General features: G+C 31.3%; 18 protein-coding genes, 6 tRNA genes, 1 rRNA gene and 1 other annotated feature. All 25 genes read left to right on the top strand.

Features of this window, described 5'->3' with window-relative positions:
* The first annotated feature begins 111 nt into the window (after positions 1–111).
* Complete coding sequence (mazG, locus tag WY13_RS18235; protein ID WP_063557001.1) at positions 112–1557, top strand: nucleoside triphosphate pyrophosphohydrolase; 1446 nt, start codon at positions 112–114, stop codon at positions 1555–1557.
* A 281-nt stretch (positions 1558–1838) separates the two neighbouring features.
* On the top strand, positions 1839–2114 hold the full coding sequence (locus WY13_RS18230; RefSeq protein WP_013240739.1) for an HU family DNA-binding protein: 276 nt from the start codon (positions 1839–1841) through the stop codon (positions 2112–2114).
* Positions 2115–2173: 59 nt separating this feature from the next.
* Positions 2174–2422 carry an RNA-binding S4 domain-containing protein gene (locus tag WY13_RS18225; RefSeq protein WP_063557000.1) on the top strand — a complete coding sequence of 83 codons (249 nt, stop codon included), beginning with the start codon at positions 2174–2176 and terminating at the stop codon, positions 2420–2422.
* Positions 2423–2491: 69 nt separating this feature from the next.
* Positions 2492–2782, top strand: coding sequence for a sporulation protein YabP (gene yabP, locus WY13_RS18220; RefSeq protein ID WP_063556999.1), 291 nt, complete (start codon positions 2492–2494; stop codon positions 2780–2782).
* A gap of 26 nt (positions 2783–2808) precedes the next feature.
* Positions 2809–3219, top strand: a complete 411-nt coding sequence (gene yabQ / locus WY13_RS18215; protein ID WP_063556998.1) for a spore cortex biosynthesis protein YabQ — start codon at positions 2809–2811, stop codon at positions 3217–3219.
* A 127-nt stretch (positions 3220–3346) separates the two neighbouring features.
* Positions 3347–3619 carry an FtsB family cell division protein gene (locus WY13_RS18210; RefSeq protein ID WP_063556997.1) on the top strand — a complete coding sequence of 91 codons (273 nt, stop codon included), beginning with the start codon at positions 3347–3349 and terminating at the stop codon, positions 3617–3619.
* A 186-nt stretch (positions 3620–3805) separates the two neighbouring features.
* Positions 3806–4216 carry a S1 domain-containing RNA-binding protein gene (locus tag WY13_RS18205; protein WP_063556996.1) on the top strand — a complete coding sequence of 137 codons (411 nt, stop codon included), beginning with the start codon at positions 3806–3808 and terminating at the stop codon, positions 4214–4216.
* A gap of 130 nt (positions 4217–4346) precedes the next feature.
* Positions 4347–4435: transfer RNA gene (locus WY13_RS18200), tRNA-Leu, on the top strand.
* 8 nt (positions 4436–4443) lie between these two features.
* Positions 4444–4519 (top strand) — tRNA-Met (locus WY13_RS18195).
* 16 nt (positions 4520–4535) lie between these two features.
* Positions 4536–4612, top strand: a tRNA-Met gene (locus tag WY13_RS18190).
* 11 nt (positions 4613–4623) lie between these two features.
* Positions 4624–4712: transfer RNA gene (locus tag WY13_RS18185), tRNA-Leu, on the top strand.
* 8 nt (positions 4713–4720) lie between these two features.
* Positions 4721–4796: transfer RNA gene (locus WY13_RS18180), tRNA-Met, on the top strand.
* A 304-nt stretch (positions 4797–5100) separates the two neighbouring features.
* Positions 5101–7488: a stage II sporulation protein E gene (gene spoIIE, locus WY13_RS18175; RefSeq protein WP_063556995.1), complete on the top strand. Its 2388-nt coding sequence runs from the start codon at positions 5101–5103 to the stop codon at positions 7486–7488.
* A 575-nt stretch (positions 7489–8063) separates the two neighbouring features.
* A complete protein-coding gene (gene tilS / locus WY13_RS18170) occupies positions 8064–9470 on the top strand; it encodes a tRNA lysidine(34) synthetase TilS (protein ID WP_063556994.1) in 1407 nt (468 codons plus the stop codon).
* Positions 9457–10002 carry a hypoxanthine phosphoribosyltransferase gene (gene hpt / locus WY13_RS18165; protein ID WP_063556993.1) on the top strand — a complete coding sequence of 182 codons (546 nt, stop codon included), beginning with the start codon at positions 9457–9459 and terminating at the stop codon, positions 10000–10002. The genes tilS and hpt overlap by 14 nt, the downstream gene beginning before the upstream one ends.
* An 82-nt stretch (positions 10003–10084) precedes the next feature.
* Positions 10085–11893 (top strand): ATP-dependent zinc metalloprotease FtsH, encoded by a 1809-nt coding sequence (gene ftsH, locus WY13_RS18160; RefSeq protein WP_063556992.1) that lies wholly within the window; start codon positions 10085–10087, stop codon positions 11891–11893.
* Positions 11894–12208: 315 nt separating this feature from the next.
* A complete protein-coding gene (locus tag WY13_RS18155; protein WP_063556991.1) occupies positions 12209–12988 on the top strand; it encodes a type III pantothenate kinase in 780 nt (259 codons plus the stop codon).
* Positions 12989–12996: 8 nt separating this feature from the next.
* On the top strand, positions 12997–13959 hold the full coding sequence (gene dusB / locus WY13_RS18150) for a tRNA dihydrouridine synthase DusB (protein WP_063556990.1): 963 nt from the start codon (positions 12997–12999) through the stop codon (positions 13957–13959).
* A 58-nt stretch (positions 13960–14017) separates the two neighbouring features.
* Positions 14018–14839 (top strand): hypothetical protein, encoded by an 822-nt coding sequence (locus tag WY13_RS18145; protein ID WP_063556989.1) that lies wholly within the window; start codon positions 14018–14020, stop codon positions 14837–14839.
* 168 nt (positions 14840–15007) lie between these two features.
* The gene (gene greA, locus WY13_RS18140; protein ID WP_063556988.1) at positions 15008–15487 is read left to right on the top strand and encodes a transcription elongation factor GreA; all 480 of its coding nucleotides are present in this window, start codon (positions 15008–15010) and stop codon (positions 15485–15487) included.
* A 16-nt stretch (positions 15488–15503) separates the two neighbouring features.
* Positions 15504–17015 carry a lysine--tRNA ligase gene (gene lysS / locus WY13_RS18135; RefSeq protein ID WP_063556987.1) on the top strand — a complete coding sequence of 504 codons (1512 nt, stop codon included), beginning with the start codon at positions 15504–15506 and terminating at the stop codon, positions 17013–17015.
* 130 nt (positions 17016–17145) lie between these two features.
* Positions 17146–17220 (top strand) — tRNA-Asn (locus WY13_RS18130).
* A gap of 81 nt (positions 17221–17301) precedes the next feature.
* Positions 17302–17470, top strand: a binding site (T-box leader).
* An 85-nt stretch (positions 17471–17555) separates the two neighbouring features.
* Entirely contained in the window at positions 17556–18947 is a 1392-nt protein-coding gene (locus WY13_RS18125) for a glycine--tRNA ligase (RefSeq protein ID WP_063556986.1), read from the top strand.
* A gap of 457 nt (positions 18948–19404) precedes the next feature.
* Positions 19405–20781 (top strand): UDP-N-acetylmuramoyl-L-alanine--D-glutamate ligase, encoded by a 1377-nt coding sequence (gene murD / locus WY13_RS18120; protein WP_063556985.1) that lies wholly within the window; start codon positions 19405–19407, stop codon positions 20779–20781.
* A 695-nt stretch (positions 20782–21476) separates the two neighbouring features.
* Positions 21477–21797 (top strand): 16S ribosomal RNA (locus WY13_RS18115); the annotation flags it as partial.

The raw sequence follows: 21797 nt of genomic DNA, 5'->3' as shown, positions 1-21797 counted from the left end.
TTCCGCAGATAGTGAATCCTATCTAAGGGTTCTACCGACACAGTATGATAAAAAATATCCTAGCATACTGACTAGTTATTTCTTTGAAAATGCCTAAAGGAGGATTTACAAATGATTAAGGTAGTAGGTCTGGGACCAGGATCCATAGAATCCCTTACAATAGGTGCCGTTAATGCACTGAAGGATGTGAGCAAAGTATATTTGAGGACGGAGAAACATCCTACTGTGGATTACTTAAGAAAATTGGGTATAAGTTTTGAAACCTATGATCATCTATATGAAAAAAAACAGAAATTTGAAGATGTATATAGATCCATAGCAGAAGATTTAATATTAAAAGAAAAAAGTTTTCATCAAATAATTTATGCAGTACCAGGACATCCTCTGGTAGCAGAAAAATCTGTAAAATTATTGTTAAAATTGTGTGAACAAAATTCCGTAGATGTGGATATAATACCATCGGTTAGCTTTATAGATGTTATTGCAGAAAAATTAAATATAGATGTTATTGAAGGAATAAAGATAATAGATGCTTTTGATATAAAACACGAAACATTAGATAAAAGGGTAGGTACTATAATAACTCAAGTATATGATAGGCTAATTGCATCTGAAGTAAAATTAAGTCTTATGGATTATTATGGAGACGATGCAGACATATATTTTATAAGAGCTGCGGGAATTAAGGACAGGGAAAGCATAAGAAAAATAAAATTGTATGAGTTGGACAGACAAGAGGATATAGACTATTTGACATCAATTTATATACCTAAAAATTTAGAGTGCAAATATGATTTAAAAGATTTATTAGATGTAATGGAGAAATTAAGAAGTCAAGAAGGCTGTCCTTGGGATAAAGAGCAAAGCCATGAGAGTCTAAAAAAATATCTTATAGAAGAGAGCTATGAAGTACTGGAAGCTATAAATAAAAAAGATGATGTTGAACTTGTGGAGGAACTGGGAGATGTGTTATTTCAAATAGTTTTCCATTCTCAAATAGGAAAAGAAGAAGGATTTTTTAATATTAATGATGTAATTAATGGTGTATGTGATAAAATGATAAAGAGACATCCACATGTATTTGGAGATATAGAGGTAAATAATTCAGAGGAGGTGCTAACAAACTGGGATGCTTTAAAGAAAAAGGAGCAAGGACTTAAAACTCATACAGATGAACTTAGACATGTTGCACAAGCTTTACCTGCTTTGATGAGGGCTTCTAAAGTTCAAAAAAAAGCTGCTAAGGTTGGATTTGACTGGGACAAAGTTGAATGTGCATTAGATAAAGTATTAGAGGAATATTATGAAGTAAAGGATGTATATAAAAGCAAGGAAAGGGTAAAAATAGTAGAAGAAATAGGAGATTTAATATTTGCTTGTGTAAATGTAGCCAGATTCCTTGACATTGACCCTGAATTTGCATTAAATTATACTATAGAGAAATTTATAAATCGTTTTGCATATATAGAGAAAGGCGCCAGAGAAAAAGGACTGGATATGGAAGACATGACATTAAATGAAATGGATGAACTCTGGGAAAAGGCTAAAAATATATAAATTTAATTTTTTATATGCAAAAAGAAGGAATTTTTTAATTAATGCAGAATATGCTACTATATCCATGTAAGTATATTCAATAGATTAGAAAGTGATGAATACTTTTAAGTACATATAAATTACATAGTAAGTTGCTAAATATTTTTGTATAGTATACAATATTTATTGCTTTCAAAAGCTTAATTAGAAAAAATTGGTTAATGATGACCGAAAATTAGCCGTAAAGATATTTGTGAATATTTTTACACATTTATCTATGAAAATAAGAGGAGGTAAAAAAAGTGAATAAATCAGAATTAATAGCAGGTATAGCAGAAAAGTCAAAATTAACAAAAAAAGATGTAGAGGCAGCTCTTAAAGGGTTTATAGAAAGTGTAGAAGAAACATTAGAAAAGGGAGATAAAGTTCAATTAGTAGGGTTTGGAACCTTTGAAACAAGAAAAAGAGCTGAAAGAATTGGAAGAAATCCTAGAACTAAGGAAGAAATAAAAATACCTGAATCAACAGTTCCTGTATTTAAAGCTGGTAAAGAATTTAAAGATAGAGTAAATAAATAATGTATTTTTCAGAAAGCCTGGGTGAAAATCTAGGTTTTCTGTTTTAAAGGGGAGTTTGTATGAGATTAGATAAATACCTTAAAGTATCTAGAATAATAAAAAGAAGAACTGTAGCAAAAGAAGCATGTGAAGGTGGAAGGGTTTCTATAAATGGAAAAGTGGCCAAACCTAGTGTTGAAGTCAAAGAAGGGGATATAATAGAAATCAAATATGCTAATAAATGTTTAAAGGCAGAAATCTTAAATATTGCAGCTCATGTTACAAAAGAGAACGTTCAAAGTATGTATAGGATAATTTCAACTGAATAAGATTTAAAATAGAAAGTAATATAATCCCCAATGGCTACATATATTTATTATAGGTGGAGGGGATGTTTTATGGAAAAAAAAGAAATAAGTGTAGAAGATAAGAAAAGCTTATTAAGTCTTGAAAATAGAAAAAAGTTAATGTTAACTGGTGTTATTGAAGTAGTAAGTTTTAATGAAGATCAAATAGTTTTAAATACTAATCTTGGAACCCTCAATATTAAAGGCAAAAGTTTAAAGATGAATAAGTTAGATGTACAAAATGGAGATGTAATTATAGTGGGTATGGTAAATTCTTGTGTATATACTAATAATAAGTCGAAAAAAAAGAACCAAAGTTTAATATCAAAAATGTTTAAATAAAATCACGTTATCATGAAAGGATTAGTATGATTATATCAATAAGTACTCAAATTCGACTTATAATATTTAGCCTTACAGCAGGAATAATAACGGGAATATTATTTGATTTTTACAGACTAATAAGAGGGTTTAAAGATTTAAATAAAATAATAACGTTTATCGAGGATACCCTGTTTTGGGTATTTACAGCCATAATTGTATTTATATTTTTAATGTATACAAACTATGCCTATATGGGAATGTATGTGTATATTCTATTGGGTATAGGTATATGTTTATATTTGAAGTTTTTCAGCAATTTGCTTATAGAATTACATAATAAATTCTTCAGAGCATTGGGAAGATTATTTAGGGTATTTATATATATAATAATATATCCTTTTCAATACCTTATTTATAGTATTAAAAGAAAAAATAAAAAAAAGTATAAAAATTAGCTTGAAGAAAATCAAAAATCAAATTACAATATAAGTGAGATATGATATGATAAATCGAGGAAGGTAATAGTTAATAAAATAAGTATATAGAAACCTAAATCATTAGCGGGAGAATCGGTGATTATTAATGAAAATAAAAATCAAGTGGAAAAATATAATCTTTTTATTAATAGTTCTATATATAGGCTATATTTTTATAAGCCAGCAATTAACTATGCAGAACATAAAAAAACAGATAAGCGAGAAGAAAATGGAAGAGCAGAGGGGTAAATATAAAAATCAAAAATTACAGGAAGAGGTTAAAATGTCTAATTCTAGTGCGTATATAGAAAAATTAGCTAGAGAAAAATTAGGTCTTATTAAGCAAGGTGAAACTCCTGTAATAGACAATAAAAACTAATTACCAGTTATGCTGTAATAGAAAACTATAACAGGTTTTTTGAAATTATACCTGTTGAGATTATGGAGGATAAGTGGTTGTGGATGTAGCAAAGATTTTTGGGCAAGATCCAAGAAGTCCTACTCTGTTAAAAGAGAAGAAGTTTATATTATATAGTATTATTTTTTAAGGAGGAGTTTTTTTAATATGACCTTAAAGGCAGGAAGCATACTAGAGGGTACAGTAGTTAACATTACTAGTTTTGGAGCTTTTGTAGATGTTGAAGGTAAAACTGGGTTAGTGCATATATCTGAGGTGTCAGACACTTATGTTAAGAATATACGAGACTATTTAAAGGAAAAGGACAAAGTAAAAGTTAAGGTAATTTCTATTGATGACAATGGAAAAATTAGTTTATCTATAAAGCAGGCTGGACTTGATAAAAAAAGTGTTAGACCTATGGAAATAGATTGGCAAAAAGAAAAAACTAGGCAGAATCAAGGTAATTTTGAAGATAGATTATCTAAATTTTTAAAAGATAGTGAAGAAAGATTCCAAGATATAAAGAAACATCAAGATGCAAAAGGCAAAGGCTATAAAAAATCTTCTAATTACTAGTAGGATTACCTAAGGAGGCTATTTAGCCTCTTTTTAAATTTTATTTATAGAAATTTTTAAAAATTAGTTGACAATATAGTTAGTACCATATATAATAATATATGTCGTCAATTTGTTGTGTATATATTTTGCTGGAGTGGCGGAACAGGCAGACGCACAGGACTTAAAATCCTGCGGGCTTTAAAACCCGTACCGGTTCGATTCCGGTCTTCAGCACCAATTAATGCCGCGGGGTGGAGCAGCTGGTAGCTCGTCGGGCTCATAACCCGAAGGTCGGAGGTTCAAGTCCTTCCCCCGCAACCACAGAAATATATAACATGGCGGAATAGCTCAGCTGGCTAGAGCATTCGGTTCATACCCGAAGTGTCGTAGGTTCAAGTCCTATTTCCGCTACCAATTGATGATGTGCTGGAGTGGCGGAACAGGCAGACGCACAGGACTTAAAATCCTGCGGGCTTTAAAACCCGTACCGGTTCGATTCCGGTCTTCAGCACCAATTAATGCCGCGGGGTGGAGCAGCTGGTAGCTCGTCGGGCTCATAACCCGAAGGTCGGAGGTTCAAGTCCTTCCCCCGCAACCAAAAAACTTGCATATATTGCAAGTTTTTTTAGTTTCTAATTTACTTGCCTTTAAAGTTCTTAATAATGAACAAAGTTTGATCAGGTTACAGCATACCTTTCTAAAATTATTAAAATCACAAACTTATTAACACTGTGGATAAAATAGGATAATTAGTTTTTAGTAAGTATTTAAAATAAGAATTATGAAAAAAATATAAAATTAATGTCCTAAAAAAAATATAGGGGTATCTCACGTTATGACATTTATTTCCAGAAATTACTGCTATAATGTAAGCAGTAATTTTATAAGGTGGGTGGTATTATATGCAATATGGAGCAGAGGTATTTCCTTATCAAAGGACAGAAAAGCTAAAGAATGAAGAAAAAAACCATGAGGCTAGGGATTTGACAAAGACAGTTCAAATAATATTTTATTTCCTGGCAGGTTTTTTAGTTGGAAGGGTTATGATGGTAAATCTTATGGCACCCTTTGGAATAGCCTTTTTTATATCAATAGCAGAATGTGAAAAGCGAAAACCTTCCCTGATTGCTGCGGTGGGAACACTACTAGGGTACATTTCAATGTATGGAAATATTAAATATCTTCCTGTATATTGTATAGTAATTGTAACATTAGCAACTTTAAATCATATATTAAATAATATTAGTGCAAAAAAGAAGTTAGTATTATTATTTTCTGCTGCATTAATAGAGTTTTTTGCCTATAAGTTTTTAATATTGAAATTAACTGTTGGGGTAGCTGCTTTTAATTCTGTTTTTGAAGTTATGTGTATCTTTCCAATATATTTTATTATTAATTATTCTATAGTATGCTTAAAAAAATTAAAAACTAGACATTTATACAGTAGTGAGGAAATAATTAGTATGTCTATAACTGCATCTTTGATTATAGCAGGGACTTGGGGAATGAATATATATGGAGTATCTTTTAGAAATATAATAGCACTAGGCTTTATACTTATATTAGGCTATGTAAAGGGAAGCCCATCGGGGGCAGCAGCTGGTGTAGCTATGGGAACTATAATAGGAGTTACTTCTAGTGATATGATGATATATATTTCAGTTTATGGATTATGCGGGCTTATATCAGGTGTGTTTAGGGAAACGGGTAAGTGGATGAGCGGAAGCGCTTATATTATAGGATTTATGGTGCTAAAGATGTATTCTAATATAGGAACAGAATTCAAAATAATAGAAATAATTATAAGTTGCTGTATATTTTTTGTAATACCTGAAAAAGTATACAAAAAAATAGAAATGGAATTGGATTGGGAAAAAAAGCAGGAGCATTTAAAAGAGAATTATGCAGGTAAAATAAAATCTATTTTTTCACATAAATTTGATAGTTTTTCTAAAGTACTTAATAATATGTCAGTTGTTTTGGCTAAATTAGCAGATAATGATAAACTTGCTTTGAAAAATAAAAGTAGTGCACTTATAGAAAACTTGGCAGATAGAGTGTGTTCTGATTGTGATATGAAGCACATGTGTTGGAACAGAGAAGCTTTTTATACTTATAATGCTTTTGCAGAATTAATACAAAATTACGAAGATAATAAAAAACATATGCCAGGGGAACTTCAAAGAAAGTGCACTAAAAGAACGGTACTTATAAAAAATACGGAAGAGATTGTAAATAATTATATTGTAAGTGAAATGAGAAAGAACAGACTTAGTGAATGTAGAGAATTACTAGCATCTCAAATAAAGAATATGGGAAAAACTATAGGGGATATAGTAGAAGATTTTAATTTAAATATGAAGTTTAATCCTGAAATGGAAAATGATATACGAAGAATTTTAAACAAAAGCAACATACATTATAAAGATGTATTTTGTTTTAATAATAAAAAAGGACACTTAGTTGTAAACTTATCTAGGGAAGCTTGTGGTGGCAAACAGGAATGTGTTAAAAATATACTTCCACTTATAAACAATGTAACTAAAAAATTAATGTGCGTAAGTGAAGATGGATGTAATATAAACTCTTCTATGGATAGCTGCAGTATAACTTTTGAAGAAACTCCTAAATATCATATAGCAGCTTATGTGAGTAGAGTTTGTAAAGATGGTGAAAAGTGCAATGGTGATAGTTATAGCTTTGGGAAATTGCCAGATGGAACATATATGACTATTATAAGTGATGGAATGGGTTCAGGCCCTCAAGCAGGACAGGAAAGTAGTGCATCTGTTGAACTTATAAAGGAATTTACAAGTGCGGGTTTCAATAAGATGACAGCTATAAATACGGTAAATTCTATAATGGGTATAAAATTTACTGAGGATGAGAAGTTTTCTACATTAGATTTAAGCAGTGTGGATTTATACAAAGGTGAAGTAGATTTTATGAAAGTAGGAGCAGCGGCTAGTTTTATAAAAAGAGGGGAGGATGTTATAGTAGTAAAATCAAAAACACTTCCTATAGGAATATTAGATAAAGTGGATGTGGATATTAGTAATAACAAAATAATGAATGGAGATTTCCTAATAATGGTGAGCGATGGGGTTATTGATTATGAAAGTGAGGCAGCAGGAAATTTATATTGGATGATAGAATTCCTAAAAGAATTAGATTGTACTGATCCTAAGGAAATGTGCAAGAAGATTACGGATAAAGCAAAAGAACTTTCTGGAGGAAAGGCAAAAGATGATATGACAGCAATAGTAGAAAAGGTATACAGCCTTTATTAATAGAGATAAGTGTTATTTTTTAAGTATTCAACTTTCACAGCTTAAAAATAATGCGAAGCAACTTTTTCAAGAGGACAATTGACAGAGTACAGAGGACAATGAAGGTGAGTTTTCCTCCTTACGTCAGAAAACTAATTTATTTTTAAGCTTGTTTTGCCAATGCAAAACATCGCTTAAGCAGGCTTTAAAATATGTGATTTTCAGATAATTGCTTGTTCATAAAGTACTTCTTAGAAACAAAAAAACGTGAGTTTTTTAAAATTAAAGATTTTTTGTAGTGCAACGGAGAAAAATCCTCCTTAATTGTCCTCTATCAATTGTCATCTGTCCTCTCAAAAATATTGCGACGCAATTTTTTTAGTTTACACCACTTAGTTTTTAGATTTTTTATAATACTGGCGGATAAAAATCTACCGTAATTGTGCATTGTGAACTGTGTGTTGTAAATTATGAATTGGTGTTGTAGGCAGTCTAAATATAGCTTTTATGTCATTCTTGCACAAAAAATAATTCATTTATGTTATAATAAATTAGCGTATTGTTTCTAAAATAATAATTTTTAGGAAGTGTTTGTTTTGATAGAATCTGTATTAGATACCATCACAAAAAATAAAATGTTTGATAGAGGAGATAAAGTAATAGTAGCTGTATCGGGAGGTCCAGATTCGATATGTCTATTACACATATTGTATATTTTGAGAGAAAAATTAGGTATAACTTTATGTGTAGCTCATGTAAATCACTGTTTGAGAGAAAAAGATGCAGATAGAGACGAAGAATATGTAAAAAAGTTTTGTGAAAATTTGAAAATACAATTTAAAAGTTTAAAAATAGATGTAAATCATGTTTCGCAGGAGGAAGGTATATCTTGTGAGAGTGCAGGAAGAAAAGTAAGATATAGTTTTTTTGAAGAACTTAAAGATGAGTTAAAAGCTGAAAAAATAGCTATAGCCCATAATGCTAACGATCAGGCTGAAACAATTTTAATGAGAATTATGCGGGGCGCAGGATTAGACGGTTTAGTAGGAATAAGACCCGTAAGAGACAATATATATGTTAGGCCTCTGATATCCAGCACTAGAGATGAAATTGAAAAATATTGCAGCTTAAATAATCTTAATCCTAGAATTGATAAAACTAATTTAGAAACTTTATATTCTAGGAATAAAATAAGGTTACAACTTATACCATATATACAGGAGAACTTTAATAAAGATATAATTAAAGTATTAAATAGATTTTCTGATACAATAAAAATAGATAATGAATATTTAAGTTATATTTCACAAGAAAAATTTAAAAAATATTGTGACATAAAGGGAGAAAAGGTTATAATATCTAAAGAGGCATTCTTAGAAAAGGAAGCAATATTAAGTAGGATAATAAGAATGTCCTTAAAAACGGTAACTGGAAATTTAAAAGATTTTGAAAGAGTTCATATTCTAAATATAATAGAAGTTCAGAAACATTCTACAGGGAAGGAACAGATGCTTCCCAATAATGTATTGGTTTTGAACGACTATGGAAATATTATAATAAGTAAAAATACAAAAAAAGCCGTATCAGATCATAAAAAACAGTATATACTGCAAGTTGGATGTAATAATATCTCCCCAATTAAATCTACTGTGTACATAGAGATAGTTGAAGCTAAAGGATATATACATTGTAAGAAAAATAAGTTTATACAGTATTTTGATTACGATAAGATAGAAGGAGATGTTATATTACGAAACAGGAGAGAAGGGGATAAGTTTATACCACTCGGAATGGTTGGAAGTAAAAAATTAAAAGACCTGTTCATAGATTTAAAAGTATCTAAAGATAAGAGGAATGATGTTCCTATCATATGTTTTGGAGACAAAATTGGATGGATTGTTGGATATAGAATAAGCGAACTTTTTAAAGTTGATAAGAATACTAGAAATATTTTAGCTATAAAATTTGAAAGTGAGGAACTAGGAAAGTATGGCCAACATTAGCGATGATATCAAGGAAGTACTACTTGATGAAGGTAAAATTAAAAAGAAAGTTAAGGAAATAGGAAAAAGAATAAGTCAGGATTATGATGGAAAGGATTTGCTCCTTGTAGGCATTTTGAAAGGATCTGTCCCATTTATGGCAGATTTGCTTAGAGAAATAACTATTCCATGTAGCATGGATTTTATGGCAGTTTCAAGTTATGGAAATTCTACGAAAAGCTCAGGTGTTGTTAGAATTTTAAAAGATTTAGATTTTGAAATAGAGAATAAGCACATATTAATAGTAGAAGACATTATAGATTCAGGTATAACCTTAGCCTATCTTGTAGATTACTTGAAAGGAAGAAAGGCTAAGAGTGTAGAAATAGCATGTCTTTTAAATAAAGCCGATAGAAGAAAGGTTAGCGTTAATGCAAAATACATAGGATTTGAAGTGCCTGATTATTTTCTAGTAGGATATGGCTTGGACTATGCAGAAAAGTATAGAAATTTCCCATATGTTGGGATATTAAAAGAGGAAATTTACAAATAATTAGTAATAAATTTTATTGTAAAGGAATTTTAATTATGATACAATTTTACAGTATAAAACTAGAAAGAGAGGGGGGCCTTTAATGAAAAAATTTTCAAGTGCAACGGCCTGGGCAGTAGTTTTTATATTAGTGATAGTTGCAGCATTGTTGCTGGTAAGAACTAATGAAAGTTCAACATCAATTAGTTTTAATGATTTTCAGAAGTACTGGTTAAGTAATGATGTAAAAAGTTTTCAGCTTAGAGAAGATAAAATGACAGTTCAAGGTAGCTTAAAAAATGGAACAGCATATGAGACTGTAGTCCCATCTGAAAGATTATTTCAATTTATAGGTCAGCATCCTAAAGATGGTGAAGTTCAAGAAATGTATGCTAAACCTGCAACAATACCTATGTGGGTACAATATTTGCCGACTGTCCTTTTAATACTTATGCTTGTAGCATTTTGGTTTATGTTTATGCAGCAATCGCAAGGTGGCGGTGGAAATCGTAATGTGATGAATTTTGGAAAGAGCAGAGCTAAAATGGCCACGCCAGACAATAATAAGAAGAAAGTTACTTTTGCAGATGTTGCAGGAGCAGAAGAGGAAAAAGCAGAACTAGCAGAGATAGTAGACTTTTTAAAACAACCTAAAAGATATATAGAAATGGGAGCTAGGATACCTAAAGGGGTTTTACTTGTAGGACCTCCAGGAACAGGAAAAACTCTTCTTGCTAAAGCTATATCTGGTGAAGCTGGAGTACCGTTTTTTAGTATATCTGGTTCAGATTTTGTGGAAATGTTTGTTGGTGTAGGAGCTTCTAGAGTTAGGGACTTATTTGATCAAGCCAAAAAAAATTCACCTTGTATAGTTTTTATAGATGAAATAGATGCAGTTGGAAGACAAAGAGGCGCTGGACTTGGCGGAGGACATGATGAAAGAGAACAGACTTTAAATCAACTCTTAGTCGAAATGGATGGATTTGGAGTAAATGAAGGAATAATCATGATAGCTGCTACAAATAGACCTGATATATTAGACCCTGCACTTTTAAGACCTGGAAGATTTGATAGGCAAATACTTGTAGGTGCACCTGATGTTAAGGGAAGAGAAGAAATACTTAAAGTTCACTCTAAAAATAAGCATTTATCAGATGAAGTTAAGTTAGATGTATTAGCTAAAAGGACACCTGGATTTACAGGTGCAGATCTGGAAAATCTTATGAATGAATCTGCGCTTTTAGCAGTTAGAAAAAGTAAAACATTAATTGGTATGGATGAGTTAGAAGAAGCAGTAACTAGAGTAATAGCAGGACCTGAAAAAAAGAGCAGGGTAATTGACGAGGAAGATAGAAAGCTTACAGCATATCATGAGGCAGGTCACGCTGTTGTTATGAAACTTTTACCTAATTCGGATCCTGTTCATCAGATAAGTATAATACCTAGAGGAATGGCAGGAGGATATACAATGCACCTTCCTGAGAAGGACAGTTCTTATATGTCAAAGTCAAAACTAGAAGATGAAATTGTGGGTCTTCTAGGAGGAAGAGTAGCAGAGAAATTGATTATAGGTGATATAAGTACTGGAGCTAAAAATGATATTGAAAGAGCTACAACTATAGCTAAAAAAATGGTAATGGATTATGGTATGAGTGATTTAGGTCCTATTGCATTTGGATCAGGACATGATGAGGTATTCTTAGGTAGAGATTTAGGCAAGGGCAGAAACTTTAGTGAAGAAGTAGCTTTTGAGATAGATAAGGAAATAAGGAAATTAATAGATGAAAGTTATGATAAAGCGGAAAAGCTTCTTTCAGATAACTTAAATAAGCTTCATGCAGTAGCAAAACAGCTTTTAGAAAAAGAAAAACTTGAAGCAAATGAATTCGAAGAAATATTTGCCCAGGCTTAATAGAATATGTTTAAGTAGAAAGTCCCTGTGATAGTATGCAGGGACTTTTTCTATCTTACCACTACTTATGCTAATGTGCCTATATATACTATGAAAGTGACTATCACAAAATTGTAGGACCTTTGGAGTATCTGATTTTCTTTAAAGTGGATGATGGCAATTTAATCTTGACAAATAAAATTTTATTGATACAATTAAATTATTATTTTGACTTAAGTTGATGGTTTTTAGGGGGCAGCTACAAAGCTGCTCCTTAATTGTGTATATCATGTAAGTAATCATTATTATTTCAATTTAGAAGGGTGGTGTTGTTTAATGATTCTAGTTCTAGATGCAGGAAATACTAACATTGTTTTAGGAGTATATGATGAAAGTAAACTTATTTCAGTATGTAGATTGTCTACAGATTCTAAAAGGACAGCAGATGAATATGGAATTCAAGTAATGGAGCTTTTCTCACACGAAAAATTAGATGCTTCAGATATAAAAGGAGTTATAATATCATCTGTAGTTCCAAATATAATGTACTCATTAGAGCATATGATAATGATATATTTTGGGATAGTTCCAATTATAGTTGGACCTGGAGTAAAAACTGGAATAAATGTGAAGTATGATAACCCAAGAGAAGTAGGGGCAGATAGAATAGTGAATGCTGTAGCAGCTCATGAAATGTATAATAGATCTATAATTATAATAGATTTTGGTACAGCTACTACATTCTGTGCAGTTACTGCAAAGGGGGATTATTTAGGGGGAGTAATATGCCCGGGAATAAAAATATCTGCAGATGCTTTAGTTGAAAAGGCAGCTAAGCTTCCAAGAGTAGAAATAACCAAGCCTCAAAAAGTAATATGCAAAAACACAGTTGCTAGTATGCAATCTGGCATAGTGTATGGTTATATTGGTCAGGTGGATTATATAGTTGGAAAAATGAAAAAAGAAATGATGGATTTAGGAGAAGATGAACCTTTTGTAATAGCTACAGGTGGTCTTGCTAAACTGATAAATGAGGAGTCAAAGTCTATAGATACAATAGATTCTATATTGACATTAACGGGACTTAAGATAATCTATGACAAAAATAAAGAGTAGGTGCTTTAATGAAAATAGGAAATTTTGAATTGAAAGACAATGTAGTTTTGGCTCCTATGGCTGGAGTTACAGATATGGCTTTTAGAGAATTGTGCATAGAGATGAAGTGCGGATTTACCTATACAGAAATGATAAGTGCCAAAGCTCTTTTCTATGACAGTGATAGAACTAAGCAGATGCTCAAAGTGTCTTCTATAGAAAAGCCTTTAGGTGTTCAGATATTTGGAAGTGATCCACTTATAATGGCTAAAGTTTGTGATTCTTTTAATTGCAATGAAGATATTGCCATTATAGATATAAATATGGGGTGCCCTGCTCCTAAAATAGTAAAAAATGGAGAAGGCTCTGCGCTTATGAAAAATCCTTCTCTTGCTTCTCAAATAGTAAAAGAAGTGAAAAAAGCTTCTGTAAAACCAGTTACTGTAAAAATGAGAATAGGATTTGATTTTGATAATATAAATGTAGTGGACTTTGCCCAAGTTATGGAACAATCAGGAGCTGATGCTGTGACTGTTCATGGTAGAACTAGCATACAGATGTATAATGGCAGTGCAAATTGGGATATAATAAGTCGAGTGAAGAAAAAAGTGAACATTCCTGTAATCGGAAATGGAGATGTATTTACAGCAGAAGATGCAGTTAGACTGTTTAATAGTACCGGATGTGATGGGATAATGATTGGAAGAAGTTCTATGGGAAATCCATGGATATTTAAACAAATATATGAAATTAGAAATCATCAACCTGTTATATTCCCAAGTCCTTCAGAAAAAATAAATTTGTGTATGGAACACTATAGAAGGGCAATATATTATAATGGTGAGGATAGAGCTGTAAGAGAAATGAGAAAGCACATAGCATGGTATATAAAAGGACTAAAAAATAGTAAAGAGATAAAAGATAAAATAAATTGTGAAAAAAAGAGTGAAAATGTATTTAAAATTTTAAATGAATACAAATCTTTGCTGTAATTTTTAATAGAATAGGGGAATAGGATATTACTGTAAGCAATGTAGCAGGAAGAAAAGTGTGAAATCCATTTTATATACTACGTCGCAAAAAACTGGATTCTATAATGACAGTAGCTTTTGGGGAAAAATTAAAGATAGATTTAGGCTAAAATTGAAGGAAAAAATCTTTATAAAAGAACTAAAATTAGAAATAAAAAATGTTAGGTTTCCGCCAAATATTAATATAGAGTCTTATAATAGTAACATTCTAAGAGCAAAAAAGATATCGGGGATAAGAGATATGGAACTAGCTCCTAAAGTATATAGATATTTAGATTATAACTTATACAATAAATTTCAAAGAGAGCTAATGGCTTTTAGTATTATAAAGAGTTTAAAAATTATACTTAGGATTAAGAAAAAAAGTATAAGACATAGTTGTATAGTTGTCTATGATGCTTCAGAGAAAATTTTATTTGATACTATATGCTATTTGGCTAGAGAAGCTAAAGATATAATATTACTTTCTAGAGATATTATGAAAACTAACAATATTGGACAATATATTATTGCTAATTATGGAGTAACTCCCATAATTACATCTGATATGAAGTTTTCTTTTAAAAATGCAGATTTTGTAATAAGTTCTAAGAATATCATTGTAAAAAGTGATGCATATGTATGGTATATAGATAATAGTTATATACCTAGTGATAAAAGTGTAATAGTAAACGATGTTAGTTATAAAGTCCCATGGAATTTTAAGTACAGTGAAGTATCTTTTGAACTTTTAGGGTCTATACTTTGTCAAATGAATGAAAAAAATGTGGAAAAATCTTTATCCTATAATGGCATATTCCTTGATAAAATAAAATTTAATGAGGATATGATAGTTTTATGATTTAAAAGAAATTGTAATATAAAAATTCAATTTCAAAATGTTGACATTATAATAGTGCTGTTTTATAATTACTTAAATAATAATTAGTATGAGTAAAAGTGAGCACATTGATGGCTGATAGGGTTATCTACAAGAATTTTAGATAAATTGTTAAAAGGGGATAGTTAAATGAGTGGATCAAAAAAATATGTAATGACCTATGAAGGTATAACAAAACTTGAGGATGAATTAGAATATTTAAAAACAGCTAAAAGAAGAGAAATTATGGAAAAAATTAAAGTAGCACTTTCTTTCGGAGATTTAAGTGAAAATTCAGAGTATGATAGTGCTAAAAATGAACAAGCATTTGTAGAAGGAAGAATAGTACAACTTGAAAATATGCTAAAAAATGCTACTATAGTAGATGAAGAAGAAATTCCGCCAGGAGTAGTAGGCATAGGATCTATTGTAAAAGTTAGGGATTATGATTTTAATGAGGAAGTAGAATATTTGATTGTAGGTTCTGCAGAAGCAGATCCAATTAACAATAAAATATCCAATGAATCTCCAGTAGGTAAAGGGCTTGTAGGTAAAAAAGCTGGAGATGTAGTTGAAGTACAGGTTCCAGATGGAGTTAGTAAGTATGAGATACTTAATATAAGAAGATAATTGGAGGGTAACATTGATGTCAAAAGACGAAAAGAAATTACATGCACTAGAAGAAAAGTCTAATGAGCTCATTAGGGAGAGACTGCAAAAATTTGAAGAACTTAAAGAAACAGGAAAAGATCCCTTTGACGTATATAAAGTAGAAAGGACACATACTTCAAAAGAAGTAAAGGACAATTACGATACTTTAGAAGGTAAAGATGTAACTGTAGCAGGAAGGCTTATTTCGAAAAGAGTTCATGGAAAAGCTGGATTTTCCGATTTATATGATAGATATGGAAAGATCCAGCTATATATAAGGATAAATGATGTAGGTGAAGAGAAATTAAAGGAGTACAAATCCTATGACATTGGTGATATTTTATCTGTAACTGGTAGGGTGTTTAAAACTAAAACAGAAGAGATATCAATTCATATTACAGATTTTGAACTGGTAGCTAAGTCTCTCAAACCGCTTCCAGAAAAATGGCATGGATTAAAGGATCCAGATTTAAGATATAGACAGAGGTATGTGGATTTAATAATAAACAGTGATGTTAGAGATACTTTTTTGAAGAGAACTGCCATAATAAAGTCAATAAGAGAGTTCTTAGATAACAGGGATTACATAGAAGTGGAGACACCAATACTTTCGTCAATAGCTGGAGGAGCTGCAGCAAAACCTTTTACAACCCATCATAATGCACTTGATATAGATATGTATTTGAGAATTGCTACAGAACTGTATCTTAAAAGACTTATAGTTGGTGGATTTGAAAAGGTATATGAAATAGGTAAATGTTTTAGAAATGAAGGTATGGATATAAGGCACAATCCAGAATATACATCAATTGAATTATATGAAGCCTTTGCAGATTATAACGATATGATGGAAATTACTGAAAATATGATAGCTTATGTATGTGAGAAAGTCCTTGGTACTACAAAGGTAGTTTATGAAGATACAGAAATAGACTTTAAGCCACCGTGGAATAGAATTACTATGGTAGAGGCAGTTAAGAAGTTTGCAAGTGTGGATTTTGACGAAGTGAAAGACGATGAGGAAGCTAGAGAAATTGCTAAAGAAAAACATATTGAATTAAAGAAGGAATTAAAGGATTGTTCAAAGGGTGATATATTGGATGCTATGTTTGAAGAATTTTGTGAAGAACAATTCATTCAACCTACTTTTGTAATGGATTATCCTGTCGAAATATCACCTCTTACTAAAAAGAAAAGAGGAAATCCTAAGTTTACGGAAAGATTTGAAGGATTTATATTTGGAAGAGAGATATGTAATGCATATTCAGAATTAAATGATCCTATAGTACAGAGAGAAAGATTTATGCAGCAGCTAAAAGAGAGAGAATTAGGTGATGATGAGGCATATATGATGGATGAAGATTTCTTAAATGCACTTGAGATAGGTATGCCTCCAACTGGAGGTTTGGGAATAGGAGTAGATAGACTTGTAATGTTTCTTACAAATTCTCCTTCAATAAGGGATGTTATATTATTTCCTACAATGAAGCCAAATCAACAGCAGTAAGTATGTAGCTTGTCTGAAGACCTAAGGAGATTGCAGTTAAAATCCATAGGTCTTCAAAATGTTTCTACATAAAAAATAAAAAAATGTTGCATTTTTAAAATCCCATGATATAATATTATATGTAAGTTATTCCGTGGTAGCTCAATGGTTGAGCATTCGGCTGTTAACCGAAGGGTTGGAGGTTCGAGCCCTCTCCACGGAGCCATTTCATTTTTTGTAATATTTAAAGACTTGTTATTTACATTTAAAGATAATAGGATAAAATGAAAATTATATAGAAAAATTAATATATGCTGTGATAAAGAATAGTATTAATGTAAATCTCTACAGAGAAGTTGTGGATGGTGTAAATAACTGGGATTTTATTTATGAAGGAACTTTTGAGCTAACTATGTATTTAAAGATGAGCTTGTGCTAAAAAGGGTGGAACCGCGGAAATAAAATTCGTCCCTTATGTGGCAGGTTCTTTTTTTATATTTGAAAATCCAAATTTAATGTTTAATAATAAGTAATGAATTAAAATAGAAAGGGGAAAAAATAATGTCTTTTGAAAAAACTATGGATAAAGTAGTAGCTTTAGCTAAAAGTAGGGGATTTGTATATCCTGGATCGGATATATATGGGGGTCTTGCTAATACATGGGATTATGGTCCTGTTGGAGTAGAACTAAAAAATAATGTAAAGAAAGTTTGGTGGCAAAAGTTTGTTCATGAAAGTGAACATAATGTAGGAATAGATTGCGCCATACTTATGAATAATGAAGTTTGGGTAGCTTCAGGTCATGTAGGAAACTTTTCTGATCCACTTATGGATTGTAAAGAATGTAAGGCTAGGTTTAGAGCTGATAAATTGGTAGAAGAACATATGACAGCACAGGGAATAGAAAAGGCTAGCGCTGATGGATGGAGCAATGAAAAACTAAAGAAATACATAGATGACAACAATATTGTTTGCCCTAGCTGTGGAAAGAAGAATTTTACTGATATTAGACAATTTAATCTTATGTTTAAAACATTTCAAGGAGTTACAGAGGATTCAAAATCAGAAATATATCTGAGACCTGAAACTGCACAGGGGATATTTGTAAATTTTAAAAATGTTCAAAGAACAAGTAGAAAAAAGATACCTTTTGGAATAGCACAAATAGGTAAATCCTTTAGGAATGAAATAACTCCAGGAAACTTTACTTTTAGAACTAGAGAATTTGAACAGATGGAACTTGAATTTTTCTGTAAACCAGGAACTGATTTAGAATGGCATGATTATTGGAAAAAGTATTGCTGGAATTTCTTATTGAGTCTTGGAATAAAAGAAGAAAATATAAGATTTAGAGATCATGATAAGGAAGAACTTTCCCATTATAGTAATGCCACTTCTGATATTGAATATTTATTTCCATTTGGATGGGGCGAGCTTTGGGGTGTAGCAGATAGAACGGATTATGATTTAAAACAGCATCAAGAGCATTCTGGTAAGGACATGACTTATTTAGATACAGCAACTAAGGAAAAATATATACCATACTGCATAGAACCTTCTGTAGGAGCTGATAGAGCTGTACTTGCATTTTTAGTTGATGCATACGATGAAGAAGAATTAGAAGGAGGAGATGTGAGAACAGTACTACATTTTCACCCTGCTATAGCTCCGTTTAAAGCAGCTATCTTACCTCTTAGTAAAAAATTATCAGAAAAAGCTTTAGAAGTATACAACATTTTAAGAAAAGATTTTAATGTGGAGTATGATGATGCAGGAAGTATAGGTAAGAGATATAGAAGAGAAGATGAAATTGGAACGCCTTATTGTATAACAGTAGATTTTGATACAATGGATGACAATACTGTTACTGTAAGAGATAGGGATACCATGGAGCAGTTTAGAATAAAAATAGAAGAATTATCGGCATTTATGCAAGAAAAAGTACAGTTTTAGTAAAAAGGTGTCATATAAATTTGAGAAAACTTATATGACACCTTTGCTATTCTACGATTATTTATCTGGGATAGTAGTCATCTATATTTTTATAAAAAAAATTTACCGAATCAAAAGATTCGGTAAATTAGGGTTTAATCATGGGGATATGTTATATGTTTAATTAAAACTTGGGGAATTATATTAATGTTTCCTTACGGCACAAACATAGTATAACATAACACAATAATAATTTTCAATAGAGTCATATAAAGTCATTAAATTAAATATTTTCTCACAATTTAGACTTTAATAGCATATTAGGACGAACAAGCTAAATGCTGTCAAATATTATTTAAGATATATACCGGTGGGGTTATTTTAGTACGATATATCTGCTTCATACAAATTTATAGAAAATTATGTTATGATATAATCGTAATTATAATTAGCAGATTTATTTTTGGAGGTTTTTTTAATGAAGGAAGATTTTGATAACTTTAAAAAGTTTATAAAAAATAAAAAGACGGCAGTAGTTGGAATAGGAATAAGTAATAGACCTTTAATTAATTTTTTACTGGGACTAGGTGCACAGGTAAGTGCTTTTGATAAAAAAGATGAAGGGGAACTTGGTGAAGTTGCTAAGGAATTAAAAAAGCGAGGAGTGGGTTTAGTATTAGGCAAAAATTATCTCGAACATTTAGATGATTTTGATGTAATATTTAAGACTCCTTCTATGAGAATAGATAGTCCTGCACTTGTAAAAGCTAAGCAAAATGGGGCATATGTAACTTCAGAAATGGAGGAGTTTATTAAATATTGTCCTGCTAAGATATATGGAGTGACTGGCAGTGATGGAAAAACTACAACTACTACGCTTATATATAATATGTTAAAGGAACAGGGATATAAAAGTTGGGTTGGGGGAAATATAGGCACCCCATTATTTTCTAGGATAGAGGAAATAAGTCCTAAGGATAAAGTGGTTCTTGAACTTTCAAGTTTTCAACTTATGGGTATGGATGTATCACCGGAAGTAGCTGTGATTACTAATATAAGTCCAAACCATCTTGATATTCACAAGGATATGGAAGAGTATGTGAATGCAAAAAAAAGTATATTTAAGTATCAAGGAAATCAGGATATGGTCATTCTTAATAGAGATAATGAGTGCACTAATGCTATGGTAAAAGAAGCTAAAGGAAAAGTAAGACAGTTTAGTATTGAAGAAGAATTAACTTCTGGTGGATATTTAAAGGGAGATATTTTATGTATTGACGGGAAAAAAGTATGCAAAATAAGTGAAATTAAACTTAGAGGAATGCATAATGTTGCAAATTTACTTACTGCATTTTCTGCAATTAAAGAGGATGTTTCTGTAGATAATATGAAAAAAGTTGCTACTACATTTGAGGGAGTAGAGCATAGGTGTGAATTTGTAAGAGAATTAGATGGAGTTAAATATTATAATGATTCTATTGCTTCTAGTCCTACAAGAACATTGGCAGGATTGAGGGCTTTTGAGAAACCTGTAATATTAATAGCAGGTGGATATGATAAAAAGATACCTTTTGATGTTTTGGCAGAGGAAGGATATTCAAAAATAAAAACTTTAATACTTATGGGAGCTACAAAAGATAAAATTAAAAAATCATTTGAGAAACTTAAGTGTGAAAAGGGAATTGACGTGCCTATAGTATCTGTAGATTCACTAACAGACGCAGTAAATACTGCTAAAGAGTTATCAACTAGTGGTGATATTGTGACTTTTTCACCTGCATGTGCTAGTTTTGATATGTTCCCTAATTTTGAAGTTAGGGGCAATGCGTTTAAGAATATAATAAATAATTTTTAAAATATATGAGAAGAGAAGTTGTTTTAAAGAAGCAATTTCTCTTTTTTGCCAAATTTATTGTAATAACGTTTCCTCGTGTATCGGTATGTGAATATTAAAGATTTTTATAGAAATTTATAGTATTATTTAGATAAATGATGCATATAATATATAAGTATATAAAAGAAAATTGTAGGTATGGTATTATATCAACTGTTGTCACGTAAATAAGTCACACAGTTTCTTAAAAATAAATTAAAAAAATGTGTTGACAAAGAAAAAAATACATGATAAACTATAAAAGCTGTCGAAGTGAGACAGCAAAATGATCCTTGAAAATTAAACAGAGGAAGATATAAGTACAACTTATTTAGAATAAACCAGCAATTCTTTTGAGCTGCGAGAGCAGCTAAAAAAGTAATTTCGTAATTTGGTGTATTACATTTAGTAATATACTAAAATTGATAGTAACGAGTACAGCGAGGAAAATGCTGAACGAGGAGCGGAACTTACTAACGTAATTGAGCACCACAGTGAAGTATTTGAGGTCGCAGGGCGAAGTTAATATCAATTTTCTAAAATCAATAATAACGAGTAGTTCAAGGAAAACCTTGAGTGAGGAGCGGAGTTTACTTAAGTAAATGAGCACCACAGCGAAAGGTTTGACGCAGAAATGTGAAGTTAGTATTGATTTTCAACAGAGCCATATAAACTTTTAAATTAAGAGTTTGATCCTGGCTCAGGACGAACGCTGGCGGCGTGCTTAACACATGCAAGTCGAGCGATAAAGCTCCTTCGGGAGTGGATTAGCGGCGGACGGGTGAGTAACACGTGGGTAACCTACCTCAAAGAGGGGGATAGCCTCCCGAAAGGGAGATTAATACCGCATAATAATCAGTTTTCACATGGAAATTGATTTAAAGGAGTAATCCGCTTTGAGATGGACCCGCGGCGCATTAGCTAGTTGGTAGGGTAACGGCCTACCAAGGCGACGATGCGTAGCCGACCTGAGAGGGTGATCGGCCACATTGGAACTG

The organism is Clostridium ljungdahlii, assembly GCF_001636845.1.
Classification (GTDB): Bacteria; Bacillota; Clostridia; order Clostridiales; family Clostridiaceae; genus Clostridium_B; species Clostridium_B ljungdahlii_A.
Note: the sequence above shows the minus strand (reverse complement) of the source record. Positions and strands in the feature narration are given on the sequence as shown.